A 22,163-nucleotide genomic window follows, 5' to 3' on the forward strand; every position below is an offset into this window, starting at 1 on the left:
GCGGGGTGATGTTCCCGTGCCAGGCGTTTCATGGGCTGGGACAGCAAGTGGTGATGGCGCGCAGCAACGGGGTCGTGCAGGTGCCTCGGCGTGTCAGCCAACCAGCGGCGCCGAAGGTGGCTTTGGCCGCCCAGCCTGCTGCTGCGCCGCAACACGGCGTGGCGGCACCGGTACCGGCCGCGGCCGCGGATCAATTTACCCAGGTGCGCCAGGAAGTCATGGCCAGTGTGGCCAAGGCATTGAAGGTCGCCCTGGAGGTGATCGATCCACAGGAGTCATTCTCCGATTACGGGCTTGACTCGATCACCGGCGTCAACCTGGTACGGGTATTGAATGAGCGCCTGGGTATCGACCTGGGCACTACGGCACTCTTCGACTTTTCTACCGCCACGCGTCTGGCCCGGCATATTGTCGAGCAACATGGCGCGCACTTACCGCAGCCCGCGGTGACACGTGCGGCAGCCGCACCGGTCGCGCCCTTGGCCGTTGCAGTGCCGACGGCGTCCTCGCCTGCCGCCGCCCCGGCGCCAAGGGTTCAGTCGCCCGAGTCCTTCGTGCGAGAACCCATTGCAATCATTGGTATGAGCGGCCGCTTTCCCGGCGCCGAATCCCTCGATCAATTATGGGAACATCTGGCCCAAGGCCGCGACCTGACCACCCCGGTCGAGCGCTGGGACCTACGCAGCTCCCAAGCCGATGTGTCAGGAAAGGGCCTGTGCCAGCGCGGTGGCCTGTTATCCCGGATCGATGAGTTCGACGCGTCGTTCTTTAACATCTCTGGCCTTGAAGCCACTTGCATGGATCCGCAGCAGCGGCTGTTCCTCGAGCAGGCCTGGACGGCACTGGAAGATGCCGGCTACGTAGGGCAGGCGACTGAGGGGCAACCGGTGGGGGTTTATGTAGGCGCCAGTGCCAGCGACTATCGCAGCCTGTTCGCTGAAGCTGCGCCCGCGCAAGCCTTCTGGGGCAACGCCAGCTCGATCATTCCTGCACGTATCGCCTACCATCTGGATTTACAGGGCCCGGCCATTGCCGTGGATACCGCCTGTTCCAGTTCGCTCGTCGCGATCCACCTGGCATGCCAGGCGCTCTGGACCGAGGAGATCGGCATGGCCCTGGCCGGCGGTGTGTTCGTGCAGTCAACCGACGGGTTTTATCAGGCGGCGCAAACCGCCGGCATGCTCTCGCCCAGCGGGCATTGTCACGCGTTCGATGCGCGTGCCGACGGTTTCGTCCCCGCCGAAGGCGTCGGTGTGCTGATCCTCAAGCGCCTTCGCCAGGCGCAGGCGGATGGCGATTATATTCATGGCGTGATCAGCGGTATTGGCAGTAACCAGGATGGCGCCAGCAATGGCATCACTGCGCCGAGCGCGCAATCCCAGGAGCGGCTGATTCGCCAGGTGCACCGTGACTTCGCGATTGAGCCGGGTACGATTTCGATGGTGGAGGCCCATGGGACGGGTACACCGCTTGGCGACCCGATCGAATTCGAAGGCTTGACGCGAGCGTTCGCCCGACCTGGGCAGCAGGCAGGCTACTGTGCCCTGGGGTCGATCAAATCCAACCTTGGGCATTGTGTGACTGCGGCCGGAGTCGCCGGTGTGCTGAAGGTGGCGCTGGCGCTGCGCCACGGCCAGTTGCCTCCGGCAGCGGGTTTCACCCAGGCCAATGCGGCCATCGCCGTTCAGGGCAGCCCCTTTTATGTGCCGGATCAACTGCGTCCCTGGGCCACACTCGACGGTGTGCCACGGCGTGCCTCGGTCAGCTCCTTCGGGTTCAGCGGTACCAACGCTCACCTGGTGATGGAGCAGGCGCCGCTTCCACAACAGCGCGGCGCGTCCGGGGCCGGGCCCTGGCTGGTAGTGCTGTCGGCGCGCTCCGCGCAGCAATTGCGCGAGCAGGCGAGCAATCTGGCTGCCCACTGTGTGGCCGTGCAACGGTTGGACATGGCAGCGATGGCCTATACGCTGATGGCGGGGCGCAAGCACCACGAATGGCGCCTGGCCATGGTCACCCATGACGCCGGGCAATTGCAGCAAAGTCTTGAAGGCTGGTTGCAGGGGCGCGACGAGGCGACGGTGCATAGCGGGCATTGGGACGTACGCCGTTTCGTTGAACAACAGGAGGTGCTGCAGGCGGCCCGCGAGTGCCTGATTCGTCTGATGGGCAATCGCGATCAATCGACACGTGGCGAGGCATTGACCTCCCTGGCGCAAGCGTTTGTACAAGGGTATGAGCTGGATTATTCCAGCCTGTTCATGGCCGATGAGCGGCGTCGCGTGCCGTTGCCAACCTATCCGTTCTTGCGTCAGTCCTATTGGGTATCGGCGCCCGAGGTCGAGGAGCCGACGGCGGTACCGGCAGAGGAGGTGGCGGGCCAGTGGTTGTTCTGCGCGGAGCAATGGCGGGCTCACGACCTGCCGAGCAACTTTGACTGGGCAGCAAGCATCAAGGCCAGGTCTGGCGCGCGCGTGGCGGTGGTCACTCGTGAACAAGCGCGTTTCGATGCCTTCAGCCAACTGCTCTGCACGCTGTGGGCGCAGGCAGGGAGCCCGCCGCCGTCCGTCCAGCGCCTGCTGCCGGATGCACTGCCGGCTCGGGGGGCGTTACCCGAGGTGATCTTCTTCATCGGTGAGAACTCCAGCGACGGGAGGGCGTCGCCACCCGGAGGGTTGGACGCGATCAAGCAAGTGTTGGAGGTCAGCCGGCATCTGATGGCGACCGATTGGGAGCATGCCGTGGAGTGCTTCCACGTGTATCGCGCAAGCGGTTCCGGCAGCGACTGTGACGCCCAGGCAATCAGCGGTTTTGCGGCTTCCGCGAGCCTGGAGAATGCTCGGCACGGCTGGACGTTATTGGAATGTGACGCCGTGGCCGGCCCCGCCAGCGATTTACAGCTGATTGTGCGTGAATGGCTGGCCGCCGACCGTCAGGGCAGTGCGCCAGCCGTGGTCAAGTACCAGGGTACCCAGCGTTTGCGCCGGCTATTGGTTCAGCGTGAGGCGGCTGAGGCGCAAGCCCCGCGCTTTCGCCGCGATGGCCATTACCTGGTAGTGGGCGGGCTGGGGCCGGTGGGCGAGTTGTTGTGCCAGGAACTGGCGGGCACCTTCCAGGCGCGCCTGAGCATCGTCTCGCGCTCGGCGCCGAACGCCGAGCAACAGGCTCGCTGCGATGTGCTGCGCGCATTGGGCGCCACGGTCGATTACAGCAGCGTCGACATCACTGACCTGCCGGCGCTGCAACAGGTGGTCGAGCGTCGCGTGCAGGCGGCCGGGCCTTTGCAGGGTGTGATTCACTTGGCGCGGCTAGTGGATGACGGCTTGATTGTGGCCAAGCAGTGGGAGGCGTTCGAACGCTCGATTGGGGCCAAGGTCAAGGGCACGATAAACCTGGATCTGGCCACTGCCGATCAACCCCTGGCGTTTTTCACCGTGTTTTCGTCCATGGCAGCCTATGGCATCCGTGGTTCAGCCGATTACGGGTATGCCGCCGCGTTCCAGAATGCTTTCGTGCGCTACCGTCAGACGCTTGAGCTCCAGGGCAAGCGTCATGGCGTATCGAGTGCTTGCACCTGGGGTGCCTGGTGCGTGGATCGATACATGCCGGCCAATCGCCCGGCGCATTTGCAGGCCCTTGGGTTAGGGCTGATCGACATGCAGTCGGCGTTCGAGTACCTGCATACCGGCGCCGAACCGGGTGTGGTCGGCGCGATGAAAGTGCTCGATCCGGCCCTGGCCTGTCGCGGTCTGGGCATCGAACCTTTACCCGCGTCGAGTGTGCCGCCGGCTGGCGATGCCATCGGCTTGCACGCCCAACTGCACGCCTGGGAACAGGCGTGCGAGGCCGGGGCGACGCCGGATGCCGCGCAATGGTGCAAAGTGCTCAGCCGCTTTGAACTCGACGCTCTGGATGAGGCGACCATTGACCGTCTCGACCGCTTGTTCTTCCCCAGCGCACCCCGGCCGGCAACGGTCGGCGCGGGTGCACTGCTTGAGCAAGTGCGCGAAGTGATTGAGCGGGTGCTGGTGGTTGATGAGCCTGACCTGGACACCGCGTTTTCCCGGTATGGCATGGACTCGGTGGGCGCCATGCAGGTGTCTTCGGCATTGAGTCGGGCCTTGGGTTGGCTGGTGGAGCCGCGCTGGCTGGTACAGCACGCCACCATTCGTGCCCTGGCCGAATTCCTGCAAAGCCGGAACGAGGCCGCCACCCAATGACCGATCACTCTTCACTCTCAAGGAATGTGACCATGGACCAGAGTCCAGCGCTGCCCGATCTGGGCAGCTCCTTCGTGCTGCCCAATGGCGTGCGCCTGAAAAACCGCCTGGTCAAGGCCGCCATGAGCGAACAGCTCGGAGATCGACACCATGATCCAGGGTCTGGCATGGAGAACCTCTACCGCCAGTGGGCACAGGGCGGCATAGGTTTGTCGATATCCGGCAACATCATGGTCGATCGCAATGCCATCGGCGAGTTGAGAAACGTCGTGCTGGATGCCCACAGCGACCTGAATGCATTCCGGCGCTGGGCACTGGCAGGCAGTAGCCATGGCACGCACCTATGGGCCCAACTCAACCATCCGGGCAAGCAGATCATCAAGCTGCTGTGCGACGAGCCGGTGGCGCCATCGGCCATCAGCCTGGGCAGCGGGCTGGAAAAACACTTCAATTGCCCGCGCGCACTGACTGAGGACGGCATCGAAAAGATCATTGCGCAGTTCGCCACCAGTGCGCGACTGGCCAAGGTCGTCGGGTTCACTGGCGTGCAGATCCACGCGGCCCATGGCTATCTGATCAACCAGTTCCTGTCACCGCTGCACAATCAGCGTAGCGACCAGTGGGGCGGGAGCCTGGCCAACCGCATGCGCTTTTTGGTCCGGGTCTACCAGGCGATCCGCAGCGTGGTGGGTGACGCGTTTCCAGTGGGGATCAAACTCAACTCGGCGGACTTCATGCGGGGTGGCTTTACCGAAGAGGAGTCGTTGCAGGTGGTGGTAGCCCTTGGCAATTTGGGGCTCGATCAACTGGAAATATCCGGCGGCACCTACGAAAGCCCGGTGATGGTCGGCAACCAGGCGGCCAGCACCCGCGAGCGCGAAGCCTACTTTCTCAATTACGCGGCCAGGGTGCGCGAGGTCAGTACGCTGCCGTTGGTAGTCACCGGTGGTTTCCGCTCTGGCGCTGCGATGACCGCGGCGCTGCGAGACGCGGCCACCGACTTCATTGGGCTGGCACGTCCACTGGCGCTGGAGCCGGACATGCCGGTCAAGCTGTTGTCCGAAGCCACTTACCGTGTCGACCTGCGGCCCTTGAGTACAGGCTTTGCCGCCCTGGACCGCATCGCGACGCTCGATGTGTCGTGGTACGAACATCAATTGCAACGTATGGCCCGCCACCAGTTGCCTAAGCCCGGCCTGAGCGAGTGGCTCAGCCTGGGCAAGACCCTGCTGGATTTTGCCGCCTGCGCCAGGAAAAAGCGCAGTACGCAGTGCTCAACCTATAAGCGCTGATAGGTGGCAGCCCTTGGGCACTCTTGTACATTGCGCCCGACAGTCCCTCCCATGAACCCTGATAGGCGGAACATGTACATGGAAGAAATCTATACGTTCGTAGTCAGTACGCTGGCTTCCAGTTGCAAGGTTCAACCCGGCGATATCGAACCGACCACCAACTTGTTCGCCGATCTGGGGATCGATAGCGTGGATTTTCTCGATGCGGTGTTCTGCATCGAGAAGCACTATGACATCCGTATCCCGGTGGGCCAATGGATGAGTGCCGTCAACGAAGGCAACGCGGCAATGACTGATTACTTCGTGATGGAACACTTCGTTGCCCAGATCGCTGCTCGTGCGGCAGCCTCGGCATGAGTGATACCTGGGCCGTCGGTTGGCCCCGGAAGATTCAGGCATGCGTAGGCAGGTAGTCGTTACCGGCGGCGGCCGAGGCATTGGCGCCAGTATTTCCACGGCGTTGGTGCAGGCCGGGTTTGTCGTGTTGATTGTCGGGCACCGTGGCATCAGCGCGGGCGTTGCCTTGTGCGAAGAGCTGGACGCCCGATACGGCGCAGGCAGCGCACGCTGGGTTGGCTGCGACCTGGGCGATGCCTTGGCCGTGGAGGGCCTGTGCCGCTCGCTGGAGGCAGAAGACATTTATGGTCTGGTGCATTGCGCGGGCGTCAGCCAGGACAGCCTGGCCGCCGTTGCGGACCTGGATACCGCGCGGCACATGATGCAAGTCAATTTCTGGGCATTTGTGCAGTTGTACCAGGCCCTGGTGCGGCCCATGTCCATGCGCCGCGCAGGCAGAATCCTGTGCATCGGCTCGGTCGCAGCCGACTTCGGTATGAAGGGAAATGCGTTGTACGCCAGCAGCAAGGCAGCGCTGCGGGGTTTTGTACGTTCGAGCATGACCGAAGTCGCCTCACGCGCTATTACGATCAATTGTATCGAGCCGGGTTTTATCGAGACGGCACTGCTGGATCGCTACGCCGAACAGCGTTCGGCCATCGACCGGCGGATCCCAGCGGGTCGCTATGGTTCGCCGGAAGAAGTGGCGGGGCTGGCGGCGTTTTTGTTTTCAGAGGCCGGCAGCTACATCAACGGGCAACATCTCACCGTCGATGGTGGCCTGTCACGCAGCATGGCCGGCTAGCCAACCTGTAATGAGGAGGTTTGATGCGGGCGCTTCAACTGGTTGATAAACAGCGCCTGGCGCTGCGCGAGCTGGTGTTGCCTGCCAGGCCCGCGCCGGGTCACGCACGGGTGCGCATGGCGTTCATGACGCTTAATCACCTGGATCTTTTCGGTTACCGCGGGATGGCCTTCGCACGACGGACATTGCCTGTCACGGTGGGTGCCGAAGGCGCAGGCTTTGTGCAGGACGTGGGGCCAGGTAGTGACCCCGAACTGATCGGGCAGGCCATGGCGATCTACCCCAGTGTATTTTGTGGGTGCTGCCCGGCCTGTCTAGCCGGCCGGGAGAACCTGTGCGCCGACTCGCCCGGCGTAATGGGGTTTCATTGCGACGGGGTTGCCGCCGAGTACGTCGATGTCCCGCTGCGTATGCTGGTGCCGATACCTGCTGGCGTGCCCATGGAAATGGCGGCCTGCGCGCCGGTGACCTTCGCCACGGTGCACCATATGTTGATCGACAACGCACGCCTGATGAGCGGCGAAACCCTGCTGGTGCACGCGGGAGGCAGCGGGATCGGCTCAATCGCCATTCGCCTGGCCCGTCACCTGGGCGTCACGGTATTCGCAACGGTTGGTCGTGCCGACAAGGTTGAGCGTGCCCGGGCATTGGGCGCCGAATATGTGATTGATTACCGTGAGGAACGATTCCTGCGGGTGATTCGCGAGCAGACGGCACGCCGCGGGGTCGACGTGGTGTTCGAGCATGTGGGGGCCGATACCTGGGAGCAGAGTCTCCTGAGCCTGGCGCGTGGCGGCCGCCTGGTGATCTGCGGCTCGACCACAGGCGTGGAGGCGCCCACTAACCTGATGCACCTGTTCAATCAGCAAATTCACATTCATGGCTCTTTCGGTGCGCCCCTGAGTGGGCTGCGCGATGCATTGGCGTTGATCCAGCAGGGCGTGTTGCCCGTGATCGACTGCGTGATGCCGGTGGCCGGTTTCGAAAGTGGCTTGCAGCGCCTGCGCGAGCGGGATGTGTTCGGCAAGATCGTATTGCAATTCTAATCCGCGCCGGCGCCTGCACGCGCCGGCGTTTTTGTCGCTTGTAGGAGGAGGTGAAGATGGAAATCAACGTGGCGCAGCAAACGGTCAGTGAGTCGATCCGTGAGTTGAAGTTGCCGGGATGGGAGACGGCGTCGATCGAGACTGAAACGCACTTGCAGGGTGAACTGGGCATCGATTCCCTGCACAAGCTGATATTGCTCACGCGCTTGCAGGAACGCTCGAATTTCCAGTTTGCACAACTGAACAACGAGGCCTACAAGTTTGACACCGTAGGCGATCTGGTCAATCTCCTGGTAGCGCATGGCTAGGTGCCCTGCGCTACCTTGATTCAGGGTGCTGTCGGGGATAATGATTGAAGGGTATCGGCGACGCTGTGTTCCAGCGGCCGATAGCTCAATTGAAAGGCGCGCCTGGCGCGCTGGTCATCGAATACCCGGCGCACGCCAAGGTTCTGTCGCAGATAGCGACGCGACAGGCGTGGGTTCAGCATCGCGCTGAGGTACATCAACCAGTCGGGTGCTCGTCTTTGGGGTGCCTTGCTGTCGGGAAAGCGCTGCTTGATCATTGTGGCCAGTTCCAGCATCGAAGCCTCATGGCCCGGCACGATAAAGCGCCCCTCAATGACGTCATCCAGCGCCGCGCGCACATGCAGTTCGGCCAGGTCGCGCACATCCACGAAATGAAAGTTCAGGTCCGGGCAGGCCGGTGTCTTGCCCGTGTGCAGGTCATGGAGGATGGCAATGCTGGTGGCAGCATGCCGGGGGTCGAGCACCGGCCCGATGATCACCGATGGGTTGATGCACACCACGCGAGGCTCGCAGGGCCAGGGCTGGAAGGCGTCCGTCACCAGTCGCTCGGCGGCTGTCTTGGAATACCAGTATGGGTCGCTGGCTTCCAGGGAGGCATGGTTCCAGTCGGCCTCGCTGAAGGCGTGCCCGGCTGGCATGTCTGGCGACAGAATGGCCGCCATCGACGAGGTGTACACGAAGGTGCGCACGCTGGCGGCCTGGCGTATGCCGTCGATTACGTTTTGCGTGCCGTTGACATTCATTTCCAGGGTTTGCTGCCAAAGCCGCGAGCCGGGCCGGGCGTTGTTAGTGACGCTGGCGGCGCAGTGAATAACGGTGTCGCACTCACTGAAAAGGGCATTACACGCGCCTGGCTGCGCCAGGTCGACTACGTGTAGGCGCAGTTGCGCGTGGCGGGCTGCCAGGCCTTGCAAATGCGCAGTGGGGCGGCGCAACAGGGCGTCGACGGTGCAGCCGTGGTGCAGCAGCTTTTCCACAATATGGCTGCCCAGAAAGCCTGAGGCGCCGGTGATACAGATGTGTCGGGGCATCGGTAGCGATCCTTGGGTGTTCACACGGTTGCTGGGTATAGCCCAGACCGCGATCACTGACTACTACAAGGTCTTATAGGTTTCCCGCCGATTTCGATCCGCTAAGTTAGTCGCTGCACCCCCTGAGCAACCACCGGTTGAGCCGGCTAAAGGATAGATAAATGACCCAGGCCGAAGTCTTCGATTTGATCGTCAAGCATGCCCGCGAAACCCTCCCTGAGCTTCAACAACCCATCGCCCGGAACGACCGCCTGGTGGACCTGGGCGCCAATTCGATGGACCGCGCCGACATCGTCGCCATGACTTTGAGCGCCCTTGGGTTGCGCATGCCAATGGTGCAGACGCAGGCCGCTCGCAATATCGGCGAATTGGCCGAGTTGCTTCATGGCAAGCTCTGACACGCAAGGGCTGTTGATCAGCGGGCTGGGTGTGGCTTCGTCCATCGGCACCGGTCAGCATGACTTTATCCAGGCCTTGCTGGCTGGCAATCATGCTTTTTCGATGATGCGCCGCCCGGGTCGTCAGTTGGAAAGCACATTCATCGGTGCTGAAATCGATGTGGACGAGCAAGCCGGCGCCAACCTGGAATCCGGTTCGCGGGGTATGTCGTTCTCTGCGCGCATTGCCCTGGCGACCTTGGCAGAAGCGTGGGCGGATGCGCAGCTGGATCAGTGTGACCCGACGCGTATCGGCCTAGTGGTCGGTGGCTCTAACTTCCAGCAGCGCGCCATCGAGCAGGCCCATGCGCCTTGCGCGCTGACCCCGTACTTCATCAAGCCCAGCTACGCGACGCAGTTTCTCGATACCGACCTGTGTGGAGTTTGCACCGAGCGCTTCCCCATTCGGGGGTTCGCTTACACTCTGGGGGCTGCGTCGGCCAGTGGGCAGATGGCGATTATCAATGCGGCCCAGGCTGTGCGAGCCGGGGATGTGGACGTGTGCATTGCCTTGGCGCCGGTGATGGATCTGTCGTATTGGGAGTGCCATGGCTTTCGCTCCCTGGGGGCGATGGGCTCGGACCGTTTTGCCGAGAGTCCGGCCCTGGCGTGCCGCCCTTTTGACCGTGATCGCGATGGGTTCATCTACGGTGAATCCAGTGCAGTCGTGGTGATTGAAAGCGAGGCCAGCGTGCGCCGCCGTGGCGTTTCGCCGTATGCGCGGATTGCCGGCTGGTCAGTGGCGATGGACGGCAATCGCAACCCCAACCCTTCGTTTGACGGGGAGTCCTGTGTGATCCGCCAGGCCCTGGACAAGTCGGGCTGGCAGGCGCGCCAGGTGGACTATATCAACCCGCACGGCAGTGGCTCGGTACTGGGTGATGAAACCGAACTGCGTGCCTTGGCTCATTGCGGCTTGCGCGAGGCGTCGATCAACGCGACCAAGTCCCTCATCGGTCATGGCCTGGCTTCTGCCGGGCTGGTGGAGACCATAGCCACGGTACTGCAAATGAAGGCCGGGCAACTGCACCCCAACCGCAACCTGGATCACCCCCTGGATACCGGGTTCGCATGGGTCTGCGACCGCGCTGAACAGCACGCCCTGCGCTGTGCACTCAACCTCAGCTATGGCTTCGGCGGCATCAATACAGCGTTGTGTCTGGAAAACTCAGGAAGGCTGCAATGACGAGGCAAGTGGGTATCGAGGCAATGAACGTATTTGGCGGCGCGGCGAGCCTGGATGTGACCATGCTTGCGCGACACCGCAAGCTGGACTCCCAGCGTTTCGGCAACCTGCTGATGCACGAAAAGAGCGTGGCGTTGCACAGCGAGGACCCGGTGACGTTTGCCGTGAATGCCGCCAAGCCACTGATCGATGCCTTGAGCCCGCAAGAGCGCGATCAGATTGAGTTATTGATTACCTGTACCGAGTCGGGAATCGATTTCGGCAAGTCCGTCAGTACTTATGTGCATGACTACTTGGGGCTGAAAAAAAACTGCCGGGTTTTCGAACTCAAGCAGGCCTGCTACTCGGGCACTGCCGGTTTTCATAGCGCGGTGCAGTTCGTGTTGTCCCAGACCTCGCCCAATGCCAAGGCACTGGTGGTCGCAGTGGACCTGTGTCGCTTCCTGATGATTGGTGAAGGCGGCGCCGCGGCGCAGGACTGGGCTTTTTCGGAACCCAGTGGCGGTGCGGGCGCAGTGGCCATGTTGATCAGTGACAAGCCGCATGTATTCAGCCTCGACATCGGCGCCAGTGGTTATTACAGCTTCGAGGTGATGGACACCTGTCGGCCGGAGCCCGACAGCGAAGCCGGGGACGCCGATCTATCGTTGATGTCGTACCTGGATTGCTGTGAGCAAACCTTCAATGAATATCGCCTTCGGGTCGACGACGTGGACTATGCGCGCACGTTCGACTACCTGGCGTTTCACACGCCTTTTGGTGGCATGGTCAAAGGCGCGCACCGCTTGATGATGCGCAAGTTCGCGCCAGCCGACCCGCCAGCCATCGAAGCTGATTTCGCCCAGCGTGTGGCGCCCGGGCTGGCGTACTGCCAACGCGTGGGCAATATCATGGGGGCCACGATGTTTCTGTCCCTGGCCGGCATCATCAGCACCGCGCGGTTCGATGAGCCTCGGCGTATTGGATGCTTTTCCTATGGCTCGGGTTGCTGCTCGGAGTTTTTCAGCGGTACGGTCACGCCCCAGAGTCGTGATCATCTGTCTGCCCAGGCCATCGCACAACAACTCGATAGTCGCTATAGCCTGAGCCTGGCTGAGTACGAGTCAATCCTGCTGGGCAATGACGCCGTGCGGTTTGGTACCCGCGACCACACCGTCGCCTGTCCAGTCACCGACAGCGTAATCGCGGCGGGAGGGTTGTCGGGCAAGTTACTGTTAAGCGCGATCAACGGTTACCACCGCGAATACAGTTTCCAGCCATGAACTTCCAGGCCACCGAGTTTCGCACTGAAGGCAGCCTGGCATTCCTGCGTTTTGCGCGTCCTGAGTCGAACAATACGATCAACCGCCAAATGGTCGACGAATGCCTATGGGTATTGGAACACTGCCAGGCGCATTCGACCGTGCTGGTGCTTGAAGGCGGGCCCGAGGTTTTTTGTTTCGGCGCAGATTTCCAAGGCATGCATGACGACGCCGTGCGCGGCGCCAGCGAACGCCATCAACCAGAGCGGCTCTATGAAATCTGGCAGCGTATGGTTACCGGTTCGTTCATCACGGTGAGTCATGTACGGGGCAAGGCCAACGCCGGGGGCATGGGCTTCGTGGCTGCGAGTGACATCGTTCTCAGCCATACCGATGCCCAGTTCAGCCTCTCGGAACTCATCTTTGACGTAATGCCGGCGTGTGTGTTGCCGTTTCTGATTCGTCGCGTGGGCTTCCAGCGCGCGCATTACCTGACGCTGTCGACCCAGCCGGTCAGTGCGGCACAGGCCAGCCAGTGGGGGCTGGCGGACGACGTGGCAAGCGATAGCGATGCGTTGCTGCGCCGCCACCTGTTGCGCTTGCGGCGCCTGTCCAAGCATGGCGTCGAGCAATACAAGGGCTATATGAACAGGCTGTCCACGTTACCGTTCGACGCCCGACAGATGGCCATCGAGCAAAATCACCAGGTATTCAGCAACCCGCGCACCCGCGAAAACATCCACCGCTATGTCAGCCACGGCCTGTTCCCATGGGAGCCTGATTGATGTGCCTGACGGGCGCGCCCATGGCTGGCGAATCGTTGCAAAGAGGAGTGCCGATGGACAGTGTCATCGATTTTCAGGCGCGTGACGACGGGGTAGTGGTGCTCACGCTCCAGGACCGTGAGCATAAGAATACCTTCACGCCGGCGTTGATCGACGGATTGATACAGGCCTATGCGCGAATCAACGCCAGCGACGCCTACAAGGCAGTGGTGATCACGGGCTACGACAGTTTTTTTTGCAGTGGCGGCACCCGCGAAGGGCTGCTTGCCTTGAACCAGACGCGTGGCGATTTTACCGATGCCAATGTCTACAGCCTTGCATTTGAATGCAAGATCCCGGTGATCGCCGCGATGCAGGGGCATGCTATCGGCGGCGGCCTGGTAATGGGCTTGTTCTGCGACATCGTGGTGTTGTCCCGCGAGAGCCTGTATACCGCCAACTTCATGAAGTACGGCTTTACCCCCGGCATGGGCGCGACCTATATCCTACCCTCCCGGCTCGGTAGCCTCGGCCAGGAAATGCTCCTGGCGGCGCAGAGCTACAGTGGTGCGCTACTTGAAGCACGCGGCGCGCCGTTTGCAGTGTTACCGCGTGCCCAGGTGCTGGCCCACGCCCTGGAGTTGGCGATGGAGTTGGCCGACAAGCCCCGGTTGTCGCTGGTCACGCTCAAGCACCATCTAAATCGCAAGCTGCGCGAAGACCTCCCCGCGGTCATTGAGCGTGAGCTGGCGATGCACGCGTTGACAATGCATCAGCCGGAAGTCGGCGAGCGAATCTCAACCTTGTTTGGCCGGTGAGAGAGACCCTTATGACCCTGAAGACCATCCTCGACGAACTGCGCGAGGGCCGGCTGAGCATCGAGCAGGCCAAGGCACGCCTGCGTATGCTGCCGGCACCCCAGCCGACGGCGCAAACCCCTGATCCCGTGGCGGTGGAAGCTGGCGATATTGCCATCATCAGCATGGCGGGACGCTTTCCTGGTGCGGCGTCGGTGGAGCAGTTCTGGGACAATTTGCGTGCTGGCGTAGACAGCATTACGCAAGTGCCGGCGACCCGCTGGGATACCGACACGTATTTCAGTGCACAAAAGGGTGAGCCGGGCAGGGCGTATTGCCGATGGGGCGGGTTCATCGAGGATGTGGACCGTTTCGATTCACTGTTTTTCGGCATTTCTCCGCGCGAAGCCCAGTTGATGGACCCTCAGGAGCGCCTGCTTTTGCAGGAGGTCTGGACCTTGTTCGAACGCATCGGCTACACCCGCGATTACCTGGCTGAGTCCTGTGACGGCGAGGTCGGGGTGTTTACCGGTTCGATGTATCAGCAGTACCACGCGTTCGACGCCGATGTGCCGCGCAAGGCCACGGTAGCCTTGTCATCGACCGCAAGCATGGCCAACCGGATTTCGCATTTTTTCAACCTCAAGGGTCCCAGCCTGGCGCTCGACACCATGTGTTCCTCGGCGGCAACGGCGCTGCATCTGGCCTGCGAAAGCCTGCGCAGCGGCAGTTGCCGGTTGGCGGTGGTGGGGGCGACGAATCTGTCTATCCACCCGTTCAAATATATTGCGTTGTGCCAGGGGCAACTGCTCGCCAGTCATCCGGGGGTTCGAGCCTACGGGCAGGCAGACGGGTTCCTGCCCGGTGAAACCGTGGCTGCGGTGCTGCTCAAGCCGCTCAAACAGGCGATTGAAGAAGGTGACACGGTCACTGCGGTGATCAAGTCCACCGCTATCAGCCACAAAGGCTATACACCCGGCTACAGCGTGCCGAGTGCTGCTGCGTTCGAGACCCTGCTGTCGCGGCATTTCCAGCGCTCGGGCATCGACCCCCGGAGTGTCGATTACGTCGAGACCTCGGCCTCAGGTGCAACCCTGGGCGATGTCGCTGAGTTCCAGGCGTTGCGAAGCGTCTATGGGCCGCGCAATACGCACTTGCCACACTGCCGTCTGGGTTCGGTGAAGTCGAACATTGGCCATGCAGAAGCCGCGATTGGCCTGGCGCAGGTGATCAAGGTGGCGTTGCAACTGCGTGACCGGGTGCTGGTGCCGTCGATCCTGACCGAACCGCTTAATCCACAAACCCGCGCTGATGAGGCGCCGCTGCGGGCCCAGCGCAGCCTGGAGCATTGGCACCATCCCAGCGATGCACCTGGCGGCATGCCCTGGCCGACACCGCGCCGTGCCGCTGTGCATACATTCGCCGCTGGCGGTGCGAATGCCCACCTGCTGTTGCAGGCGTACGACGCTGCACCCGCCGCCGTTGAGCCGGTCTCAACGCCAGGCCCGTGGCTATTGGTTTTTTCCGCAGCGACTAACGAGCGCCTGCAGGCTGTGCTTGGCAGTGCTCGGCAAGCATTGGCTGCCACCCCTTCGCTCACCCTGGATGACTTGGCGTTTACCCTCAGCCAGGGTCGTGAAGCCATGAACTGCCGGGTGGCATGGGTGCAGCGCCAACCTGGCACCTTGCTCGACACTCTGGATGCGGCGCTGGCCTGTGTTCACCGGCAACAGGGCAGTGTGGACGGCGTGGTGATTCACTATGGTGACCTTGAGGAGGTCGAAGTGCCGGATACCGCGCCCCTTGAGCGCCAGACGTTGAGCCTGGAAGAGCAGGCCCGGGCCTGGGTTGTTGGACAGATCAGCCTGCAACAGGTGTCTCGCCAGGCCAGCCTGCGTGCTGGCCGCCGCATCGTCGAGCTGCCGACTTATCCGTTTGCCAAGGTTCACTGTTGGCTGCCGACCGTTGACACATCCGCCACGCCTGCGCCTGCGATAGCCATCGCGCTGGAGGCGAACGCCGAGGATGTGCATGAGGTGGTGCGTGCGCAAATCGCCGCACTGACGCAAATCGATCCGCACACGTTGCAATTGGGCAAGCCGTTGCTTGATTACGGTTTGAATTCAGTGACCATGCTGGTGCTGGCGGCTTGCCTTTGCCAGGCATTGGAGGGGCTGGATGAGAGTCGTGACGGCCCGCAGTTAGTTCTGTGTAGGACAGCCGGCGCGCTGATCGAACAGCTTGAGCAAATGCTCGCTCCCATGCCGCCTCCGGTCAGCGAGCCGATGCCGTCGACCGCTACGCCGATCGTGCCGAGTGTGCCTGCGGCGAGTAACTACGTTGCGCCGGAACAATTGCAGGTGTACCACCGCAACGGCTACGCCTTCGATTTTGCCCACCAACCCGCCGCGCTGCCGGAGCGGGCATGGGCCGGCAAACGCGGTGTGGTGCTGGGGGCCGGGCCGGCTGGCCTGGTGGCAGCCCTGACCCTGGCGGCCAATGGTTTCGAGCAGGTGTATGTGGTCGAAAAGCGTACCGCGATCAACCGTATGCAAATGGTCACGCTTTACCCTCACACCTTGCCCTACCTGAAAAGCATCGGGGTGCTGGATGCCGTGGCACGGCGCGCCGCACGGATCGTGCGACACGATTTCTACCTCAATAGCGCCGGGCAGCGCACCCGGTATTTCTCCCGCGAGTTGCCGGCCGGCATTCTCGACAGTATCGATGCAAGCATGGCGTATGGAGACGAGACAGTCGCCGAGCTGTTCGTGGGTGAGTCGGTGATGGCCATTTCCCTGGCCGACTTGCAGGCGGTGTTGATGGAACAGGCTTGCGCGCGGGGCGTGCGGTTTATCGCCGACCATCAGGCGACGGTGGTCGCCGACGACAGCAGGCCCGCTACCTGGCAAGTGTTGCTGAGTGCAACGGCAGGTGCGCCGTCATTCCCCCTCGATGCCGATCTGGTTGTGGTCGCTGACGGTGCGCGCAGTGCCGTGGCCCAGGCCGCGGGCATCGAGTGCACGCTGCTGCAGACCCCTCAGGGCAGTGAGAGCTGGTATGTGTTTCACTGCGCCAGTGAGGTTGCGACGTCACGCTTGAGCTATGAGTTCGCCTTCGATTCGCGCGGGCGTCTCGATCACTGCGCTTTTGGCCTGGCCTACCCTGTGCGCAAAGAGTTTGGCGTGGCGTTCTACAGCAGCACACCGACGCCACCGGCGCTCGAGCTGCTTTTGGACAAGGCTGACTTCTTCGCCAAAAGCTGGGGCGTCGAGCACCAGGGGATCAACTGGTTGACGCAACGTATTGCGGTGCATCACAGCAGGGCCGAACGGGTAGTTGATGGCAACCTGTTGTTGGTAGGAGATGCAGCCGGCACCGGCTCGCCCAACGCCGGCCTGGGTTCGGGCCTGGCGATTTCGGCCTATGGCTGGGCCCTGAACGAGTATTGCCGGCGGGCTGCGACGGATCGGGAGGCCGCGGCGGATTTCTATCAGGCCGCCGCCAGCCGCTATCCGTTGGCATGGCAAAGCCGTTCGCTGCACATCTGGGACGAGATCAACAATCTGGCAGCAGGCGTGGCGGGGCAGCGACAAACCGGTACATGAGGCACCTTGGGGCAAGCAGGCACAGTGAAGAGAGGGACACACAGCATGCAACTGATCACGCACGATGGCTTGAGCCTGGAGGTGCTACACACGCAGGCGCCGGGTGGCACCGTGGTGTTCGTCAATGCCCTGGGCATCGGCAACGCCGTGACGCAGGGCGTGGCCCAGGCGCTGCAGGCGGCCGGTATTGGCTTTGTCACCTGGGAACGGCGCGGATTGCCGGGGGCGTATGACGATAGGTTTCGCGAATATGCGCTGGACGATCAGGTGCGCGACCTGGAACACCTGATGGCCATGCTCGCTCCTGGCCCGGTGGTACTGGCCGCCTGGTGCACCGGCATTCATACCGCGTTGGCTTATGCGCGCAGATGGCCCGCACGCTTGGAGGCGCTGCTGTTGTTCAACAGCCCGAATTTCTTCAATAGCCGCTACAGCGCAGTGGCTGGCGATGCCATTGGCAAGGTCAGTCGCATATTGGTCGAAGATGAGTCCAAGCTCGATTTCATGTACCACACCATCTTCGCCAATAACACGGAACAGACAGCCACCCGCCTCACAGGGCTGGCCGATGCGCGCATCCGCGGCTTGGTGGAGGCTCCCTTCAAAAGCGGCCCCCAGGCATTGCTGCGCTATATGTACCTGATCCAAAGCGCCGCTGAGCCTGAAGTGGATCGCCAGTGGTGTGCCCCGATCAGCGTGCCAGTCCTGGTGATAGGGGGGCGGCAAGACACCATGGTGTCGTTCCAGGACTCACTGAGCCTGGGAGAGATTCTGCCCAATGCGCAGGTGCGCATCATGGACGATTGGGGGCACTACACGCTTTTCTCTGATACACAAGAGAGTGTATCCAAGGTTATGCTGGGGTTTCTGCAAACGCTGGAAGCGTTTGACTGTCGTACCGTGCCACCTGCTTTTCTCACCCCTTTTTGTGCGCCGTCAGTTGTATCGGCCGCCAGTCGACAGGGTGAGGCAGACGTGGATTGACGGGCGATGGCGGCGGCAGACCGCCAGGTAAGGTAAAGCCCCGAGGGGGTGCTTTTTTTGTTTTTACTGACAGGTGTGACTGATGAGTACGGAAGGAAGTGGGCCGGTTAGATTTCCGGCAATGGAAGATGCGGTACTCGAGCGGTGGGAAAAAGAAAAGACGTTCGAGCAATCCATCAGCGCCCGTGAGGGTAAGCCGGTGTACGTATTTTATGACGGCCCGCCGTTTGCTACCGGCCTGCCGCACTACGGCCATATTCTGACTTCCTATATCAAAGACGTTATACCGCGTTACCAGACGATGCTCGGCAAACAGGTCCCACGCCGCTGGGGCTGGGATTGCCACGGCTTGCCGGTGGAGTTCGAAGTCGAGAAGGCCATGGGCTTCAAGTCCAAGCGCGATATTCTCGAGTTTGGCGTGGAGCAGTTCAACGACGAGTGCAGAGAGCTGGTGCTCAAATACGCCGATGACTGGCGTGGCTTTGTCAACCGGATGGGCCGTTGGGTCGATTTCGATGGCGCCTACAAGACCATGGATAACGACTACATGGAGTCGGTGCTGTGGGGCTTTAAAACCTTGCATGACAAGGGGCATGTCTACGAGGGCGGCAAGATCGTGCCTTACTGCGTGCGTTGCCAGACGGTGTTGTCGAATTTCGAGGCGCGCCTGGACGACGCCTTCCGCCCGCGCCGCGATATGTCCGCCTATGTCAAGTTCAGGCAACAAGACCGCCCGGACACTTTCTTCCTGGCATGGACCACCACACCCTGGACGTTGCCTGCCAACGTCGCACTGGCCGTGGCCGCCGATGAAAACTATGTGTGCATCGAGCACGGCGAAGAGCGCCTATGGCTGGCCGAAGGTTGCCTGGGCGGCTTGTTCGATGAGCCGGTGATCCTGGAACGCTGTACCGGCGCAGAGCTGGCTGGGCTGCGTTATCTGCCGGTGGTCGGCGAGGTGATCGATGCCTCGGCCCATCGCGTGGTCACCGCCGACTTCGTACAGATGGGCGATGGCTCTGGCATTGTCCACATTGCCCCTGCGTTCGGTGAGGACGACGCCTTGCTCGGGCAGCAATACGAGTTGCCTGCACCTAACCCTGTTCGCGACGACGGTACCTTTTCCGATGCGGTGGCGCAGTATGCCGGGCAGAATATTTTCGAGGCCACGCCGCGCATCCTTGCAGATCTGAAGAGCAGTGGCTTGCTGTTCAAGCAAGAACAGATCGAACACAACTATCCACACTGCTGGCGTTGCGATAACCCTCTGATCTATCGCGCGGTAGAGTCCTGGTTCATCCGCGCGTCGGCGCTGCGCGAGCAGTTGGTGGAAAACAACAGCCAGGTCAACTGGGTGCCCGAGCATGTGAAGGAAGGGCGCTTCGGGGACTGGATCCGTAATGCCCGCGATTGGGCGGTGTCACGCAACCGTTTCTGGGGTGCGCCCATCCCGGTATGGCGCTGTGACCAGTGCGGCACCGTCGAGGTGATGGGCAGCATCGCGCAGATCGAAGCGCGTTCCGGGCGCAAGGTCGAAGACCTGCATGTGCCTCATATCGACGAGCATCGTTTCGCCTGCCAGTGCTGCGAGGGCACCATGAGTCGGGTGACTGGTGTCTTCGATTGCTGGTTCGAATCGGGCGCAATGCCGTTCGCCAGTCGGCACTACCCGTTCGAAAACAAGCAGGAGTTCGAACAGACTTTCCCTGCCGACTTCATCGTCGAGTACCTTGCGCAGACCCGCGGTTGGTTCTACACGATGATGGTCATCTCCACCGGCTGTTTCGAGCAGAACCCCTTCAAGAACGCCATGTGCCACGGGGTGATTCTGGCCAAGGACGGTCGCAAGATGTCCAAGCGCCTGAAGAACTACCCCAACCCGATGGATCTCATGCAGACCCACGGTTCGGACGCCTTGCGCGTGGCCTTGCTGGCATCGCCGGTCTGCAAGGGAGAGGACATCAAGTTCAGTGAAGAGTCGGTGCGCGACGTGGTGCGCCGCTACCATCTGCTGTTCTGGAATTGCCTGCAGTTCTATAAAACGTTCACCGAAATCGACCAGTTCAGTCCTTCCGGCGACCTTGGCCAGCCCCTGGACAATGTCCTGGACCACTACTTGTTGCATGAGTTGGCGGCGCTGGAATCGGATATCAAGATGTGGATGGAGTCTCTGGATTTTTCCAAGATCTATTCGCGTATCGAAGTGTTCATCAACGTCTTGAGTACCTGGTACCTGCGCTTGAACAAGGCACGCATCTGGCGCGATGGCCTGGATGACGACAAGCGCCAGTGCTATGAAGTGCTGCACTACGCGTTATCTAATTTTGCTCGTCTGCTGGCGCCCTTCATGCCGTTTCTGGCTGAGGCGGTCTACACCGAACTGGGGTATGCCGACTCTGTGCACCTGCAAGACTGGCCGAGCATCGATCGCCAGTACCTGTCGTACGAGTTGGCCGATGAAATGAGCAGCCTGCGTAACTTGATCGCCAGCGTGCGCAATGTGCGCGAAACCAATGGGGTTTCGCAGAAGTTTCCGTTGCGCAGCATTCGCGTCGCGGGTATCGAACAGGCCGTACTGGAGCGCTATGCACAGTTCCTCGAGGAGGAACTCAACGTCAAGCAGGTCCAGTGGGCCGCCGATGCCGACGAGTGGGCGCAGCCCGTGGTGGTATTGATCTTCTCCTTGCTCGGCAAGCGACTGGGCCCGGCGATGAAGGCGGTCACCACAGCGGTGAAGGCTGGAGAGTATGTAATCGATGAACAGGGGGGGCTGGTTGCCGCAGGGCAGACGATCCAGCCCCACGAGTTCGAGCGTCGCCTGACCGTGCGTGACACGCTCAATAACGTCGGGATTGTCGAGAACATGGTGGTCTGGCTGGACTTGGACATCGATGCCTCGCTCAAGCGCGAAGGCGCCGTACGTGAGCTCAACCGCAGGCTGCAAGACCTGCGCAAGAAAGCCAAGCTGGGCTACACCGAAAAAGTCGACATCGCCGTGCTCGGCGGTGCCTATGTCGATGAGATCCTGGTGCACCACGAGGACTGGCTCAAGAGCCAGTTACTGGTCCAGAGCTTGTTGCGCAGCGATCTTGAGGCGCCGCTGGCAGTGGACGAAGTCGAGCTGCCCGAGGGCGACCCTGTGCGTATTCAACTGCGCCGTAGCGTACTGGCCTGAGGCAATGCCGACCTGGTGCCGCGCTGTCGAGCGGCACCAGGTGGTGCCGCTGGAGTCACGATGGATCGTGAGTGGCCGTTACCACCGGGCGATATCCAGTTGTGGGTCTGTCGTGATGAGTTGATCGTCGCGGCTGACCTGTTGGCCGAATATGCCGCGGTGCTCAGTGACAGTGAGCGCCAGCGGATGGCGCAATTTCATTTTGCCCGACATCGCCATCAGTACCTGGTTACCCGGGCGCTTGTGCGTCATGTGTTGTCGATGTATCACCCCGGTATTCCCCCGCAGCACTGGTGCTTTGCCTACAACGATCACGGCAAGCCGTGTATCGATCCGGTGTTGGACCCCTCGCAGTCCCTGCACTTCAATGTTTCCCATACCGATGGCTTGATCGTCATGGCCGTGTCGCGACAGGCAATCGGCATCGATGTTGAAGACCTGCAGCGCCAGGGCGACGGCGTTTCGGTGGCCGATACGTTCTTTGCGGCCGCCGAGCGCCACGACCTGCAGCAGTGTGGCGCAGCGCACCGTGCGCAGCGATTTTTCGAGATATGGACACTCAAGGAAGCCTACATAAAGGCCCGCGGCGAAGGTCTTGCTGTACCGCTCGACAGCTTTGCCTTCCGGCTGGGGCCAAGCTGCGGGCATTCCCTTCAATTCAACCCACCGACAACCGACGCCCGGCATTGGCAATTCTGGTCAACACTGCTGCTGGCGCGCTACTGCCTGGCTGTGGCTGCCTGTCATGAATCGCCTCGGGCCAGGTTTTGCCTGCGCGTGCAGGAAGTCATTCCCCGCGTGCGTACCCTCGACCTGGCCTGCCTGTGTCGGCGCCAAGCGGCCCCCCACACGGTGACGCCGCCATGGAGGCTGCCGGGCATCTGCGCCACACCCGAGATCGACCTCGGCTAATTTACCTATCAGTGCTTATAGGTT

The 22,163-nt window shown here is 61.7% G+C and carries 16 protein-coding genes; 15 read left to right on the forward strand and 1 reads right to left on the reverse strand.

Features of this window, described 5'->3' with window-relative positions:
* From E3O56_RS12370 to E3O56_RS12395, 6 genes are all read left to right on the forward strand, one after another.
* On the forward strand, window positions 1–4,217 hold a 4,217-nt coding region (locus E3O56_RS12370; RefSeq protein WP_248128356.1), incomplete at its 5' end, for a beta-ketoacyl synthase N-terminal-like domain-containing protein.
* Between the two features lie 32 nt (window positions 4,218–4,249).
* Entirely contained in the window at window positions 4,250–5,509 is a 1,260-nt protein-coding gene (locus E3O56_RS12375) for an NADH:flavin oxidoreductase/NADH oxidase family protein (protein WP_248128357.1), read from the forward strand.
* Window positions 5,510–5,587: 78 nt separating this feature from the next.
* Window positions 5,588–5,866 carry a phosphopantetheine-binding protein gene (locus tag E3O56_RS12380; RefSeq protein WP_032881025.1) on the forward strand — a complete coding sequence of 93 codons (279 nt, stop codon included), beginning with the start codon at window positions 5,588–5,590 and terminating at the stop codon, window positions 5,864–5,866.
* Window positions 5,867–5,906: 40 nt separating this feature from the next.
* A complete protein-coding gene (locus E3O56_RS12385) occupies window positions 5,907–6,650 on the forward strand; it encodes an SDR family NAD(P)-dependent oxidoreductase (RefSeq protein ID WP_032877026.1) in 744 nt (247 codons plus the stop codon).
* Between the two features lie 23 nt (window positions 6,651–6,673).
* Entirely contained in the window at window positions 6,674–7,696 is a 1,023-nt protein-coding gene (locus E3O56_RS12390; RefSeq protein ID WP_032877025.1) for a zinc-binding dehydrogenase, read from the forward strand.
* Between the two features lie 56 nt (window positions 7,697–7,752).
* Window positions 7,753–8,004: an acyl carrier protein gene (locus E3O56_RS12395; RefSeq protein ID WP_032877023.1), complete on the forward strand. Its 252-nt coding sequence runs from the start codon at window positions 7,753–7,755 to the stop codon at window positions 8,002–8,004.
* A 20-nt stretch (window positions 8,005–8,024) separates the two neighbouring features.
* Here E3O56_RS12395 and E3O56_RS12400 read toward each other — a convergent pair whose 3' ends face one another.
* Window positions 8,025–9,035 (reverse strand): NAD-dependent epimerase/dehydratase family protein, encoded by a 1,011-nt coding sequence (locus E3O56_RS12400; RefSeq protein ID WP_078820775.1) that lies wholly within the window; start codon window positions 9,033–9,035, stop codon window positions 8,025–8,027.
* Window positions 9,036–9,196: 161 nt separating this feature from the next.
* On the opposite strand from E3O56_RS12400, the gene E3O56_RS12405 reads away from it, so the two are divergent.
* The 9 genes from E3O56_RS12405 to E3O56_RS12445 all read left to right on the forward strand — a co-directional run bounded on the left by E3O56_RS12405 (window position 9,197) and on the right by E3O56_RS12445 (window position 22,139).
* A complete protein-coding gene (locus tag E3O56_RS12405; protein ID WP_032877021.1) occupies window positions 9,197–9,433 on the forward strand; it encodes an acyl carrier protein in 237 nt (78 codons plus the stop codon).
* Window positions 9,420–10,658 carry a beta-ketoacyl synthase N-terminal-like domain-containing protein gene (locus E3O56_RS12410; RefSeq protein WP_032877020.1) on the forward strand — a complete coding sequence of 413 codons (1,239 nt, stop codon included), beginning with the start codon at window positions 9,420–9,422 and terminating at the stop codon, window positions 10,656–10,658. The genes E3O56_RS12405 and E3O56_RS12410 overlap by 14 nt, the downstream gene beginning before the upstream one ends.
* A complete protein-coding gene (locus E3O56_RS12415) occupies window positions 10,655–11,920 on the forward strand; it encodes a hydroxymethylglutaryl-CoA synthase (protein ID WP_032877019.1) in 1,266 nt (421 codons plus the stop codon). Before E3O56_RS12410 ends, E3O56_RS12415 begins: the two co-directional genes overlap by 4 nt.
* The gene (locus E3O56_RS12420) at window positions 11,917–12,684 is read left to right on the forward strand and encodes an enoyl-CoA hydratase/isomerase (protein WP_032877018.1); all 768 of its coding nucleotides are present in this window, start codon (window positions 11,917–11,919) and stop codon (window positions 12,682–12,684) included. The genes E3O56_RS12415 and E3O56_RS12420 overlap by 4 nt, the downstream gene beginning before the upstream one ends.
* Before the next feature lie 53 nt (window positions 12,685–12,737).
* Window positions 12,738–13,481 (forward strand): polyketide synthase, encoded by a 744-nt coding sequence (locus E3O56_RS12425; protein WP_032877017.1) that lies wholly within the window; start codon window positions 12,738–12,740, stop codon window positions 13,479–13,481.
* 11 nt (window positions 13,482–13,492) lie between these two features.
* Window positions 13,493–17,068, forward strand: a complete 3,576-nt coding sequence (locus E3O56_RS12430; protein ID WP_248128358.1) for a beta-ketoacyl synthase N-terminal-like domain-containing protein — start codon at window positions 13,493–13,495, stop codon at window positions 17,066–17,068.
* A gap of 45 nt (window positions 17,069–17,113) precedes the next feature.
* Window positions 17,114–18,052 (forward strand): alpha/beta hydrolase, encoded by a 939-nt coding sequence (locus E3O56_RS12435; RefSeq protein ID WP_103735466.1) that lies wholly within the window; start codon window positions 17,114–17,116, stop codon window positions 18,050–18,052.
* 82 nt (window positions 18,053–18,134) lie between these two features.
* Window positions 18,135–21,227, forward strand: coding sequence for an isoleucine--tRNA ligase (ileS, locus tag E3O56_RS12440; RefSeq protein ID WP_078820779.1), 3,093 nt, complete (start codon window positions 18,135–18,137; stop codon window positions 21,225–21,227).
* Window positions 21,228–21,287: 60 nt separating this feature from the next.
* Complete coding sequence (locus E3O56_RS12445) at window positions 21,288–22,139, forward strand: 4'-phosphopantetheinyl transferase superfamily protein (RefSeq protein ID WP_223018438.1); 852 nt, start codon at window positions 21,288–21,290, stop codon at window positions 22,137–22,139.
* Window positions 22,140–22,163 lie beyond the last annotated feature (24 nt).

This window comes from Pseudomonas sp. W2Aug9 (assembly GCF_023127755.1).
Classification (GTDB): Bacteria; Pseudomonadota; Gammaproteobacteria; order Pseudomonadales; family Pseudomonadaceae; genus Aquipseudomonas; species Aquipseudomonas synxantha_A.

What these genes read in the sequence shown, in the direction of transcription:
- E3O56_RS12425 (WP_032877017.1), top strand. Translation starts at nt 12,738, where the DNA reads ATGGACAGTGTCATCGATTTTCAGGCGCGTGACGACGGGGTAGTGGTG.
- E3O56_RS12380 (WP_032881025.1), top strand. Translation starts at nt 5,588, where the DNA reads ATGGAAGAAATCTATACGTTCGTAGTCAGTACGCTGGCTTCCAGTTGC.
- E3O56_RS12445 (WP_223018438.1), top strand. Translation starts at nt 21,288, where the DNA reads ATGGATCGTGAGTGGCCGTTACCACCGGGCGATATCCAGTTGTGGGTC.
- E3O56_RS12400 (WP_078820775.1), bottom strand. Translation starts at nt 9,035, where the DNA reads ATGCCCCGACACATCTGTATCACCGGCGCCTCAGGCTTTCTGGGCAGC.
- E3O56_RS12405 (WP_032877021.1), top strand. Translation starts at nt 9,197, where the DNA reads ATGACCCAGGCCGAAGTCTTCGATTTGATCGTCAAGCATGCCCGCGAA.
- E3O56_RS12395 (WP_032877023.1), top strand. Translation starts at nt 7,753, where the DNA reads ATGGAAATCAACGTGGCGCAGCAAACGGTCAGTGAGTCGATCCGTGAG.
- E3O56_RS12385 (WP_032877026.1), top strand. Translation starts at nt 5,907, where the DNA reads ATGCGTAGGCAGGTAGTCGTTACCGGCGGCGGCCGAGGCATTGGCGCC.
- ileS (WP_078820779.1), top strand. Translation starts at nt 18,135, where the DNA reads ATGAGTACGGAAGGAAGTGGGCCGGTTAGATTTCCGGCAATGGAAGAT.
- E3O56_RS12435 (WP_103735466.1), top strand. Translation starts at nt 17,114, where the DNA reads ATGCAACTGATCACGCACGATGGCTTGAGCCTGGAGGTGCTACACACG.
- E3O56_RS12390 (WP_032877025.1), top strand. Translation starts at nt 6,674, where the DNA reads ATGCGGGCGCTTCAACTGGTTGATAAACAGCGCCTGGCGCTGCGCGAG.
- E3O56_RS12420 (WP_032877018.1), top strand. Translation starts at nt 11,917, where the DNA reads ATGAACTTCCAGGCCACCGAGTTTCGCACTGAAGGCAGCCTGGCATTC.
- E3O56_RS12410 (WP_032877020.1), top strand. Translation starts at nt 9,420, where the DNA reads ATGGCAAGCTCTGACACGCAAGGGCTGTTGATCAGCGGGCTGGGTGTG.
- E3O56_RS12375 (WP_248128357.1), top strand. Translation starts at nt 4,250, where the DNA reads ATGGACCAGAGTCCAGCGCTGCCCGATCTGGGCAGCTCCTTCGTGCTG.
- E3O56_RS12430 (WP_248128358.1), top strand. Translation starts at nt 13,493, where the DNA reads ATGACCCTGAAGACCATCCTCGACGAACTGCGCGAGGGCCGGCTGAGC.
- E3O56_RS12415 (WP_032877019.1), top strand. Translation starts at nt 10,655, where the DNA reads ATGACGAGGCAAGTGGGTATCGAGGCAATGAACGTATTTGGCGGCGCG.